This window comes from Priestia sp. BR_2 (assembly GCF_041954005.1).
Taxonomy (GTDB): domain Bacteria; phylum Bacillota; class Bacilli; order Paenibacillales; family Paenibacillaceae; genus Paenibacillus_AQ; species Paenibacillus_AQ lautus_A.
In genome coordinates, this window is record NZ_JAVFHM010000197.1 from 1 (window position 1) to 681 (window position 681).

Annotated in this window: 2 protein-coding genes; both read left to right on the plus strand. The window is 38.8% G+C overall.

Annotated elements, in window-relative coordinates:
* The coding region (locus RB298_RS15080) for an ASCH domain-containing protein (RefSeq protein WP_486047476.1) at positions 1-256 on the plus strand (256 nt) is incomplete at its 5' end.
* Between the two features lie 18 nt (positions 257-274).
* On the plus strand, positions 275-681 hold a 407-nt coding region (locus RB298_RS15085), incomplete at its 3' end, for a DUF2269 family protein (protein ID WP_486047477.1).

A 681-nucleotide genomic window follows, 5' to 3' on the forward strand; every position in this document is an offset into this window, starting at 1 on the left:
GGGTAGCAAAACAGCAACTCGCCGAAATGGAAGATATGCTGATGTAGGAGAGATAATGGTCTTAGAAGATAAAAAGTTTGTAGTGGAACGAGTTTATTCTCAATCACTAGGGGAATTGACAGATGAAAATGCTCGCCAGGAAGGCTATGCTACAGTAGCGGAATATAAACAATCTATTTTGTCTTATCATCCTGGGATGCCTTGGCTTCCGCAAATGAGGGTATGGGTGCATGAGTTCAGATTAGTTAACGATTGATAGGTAAAAGAAATGGATTTGTTGTACCGTATATTAGTATATATTCATGTTTCTAGCGTCATTTTATCGATTGGTCCTTTCTTTATTCTCTTGCCAATTGTTAAAAAACTACATAGTTCAAGAGAACAAGAAATGAATGCCTATTTGATCACATTTCAATCTGTTGTTAGACTCGCAAAACATACGGGCCATGTTCTTGTTATAACTGGGATACTCCTCGTTATATGTGGCCCATGGACGTGGACTACGCCTTGGATCATAATGACACTGATTTTCCTCTTTTGCTCCTTGTTCTTTCTGGCCCGGGCTTTCTCACCAACACTTCGAAAGTACAAGGAGGAAGGACAAAATAAAAAAGAGCTGGCAACTAAACTAGAGCGATCTATTTGGATTTACATCATTCTATTAATGACTATGCTTTGGTT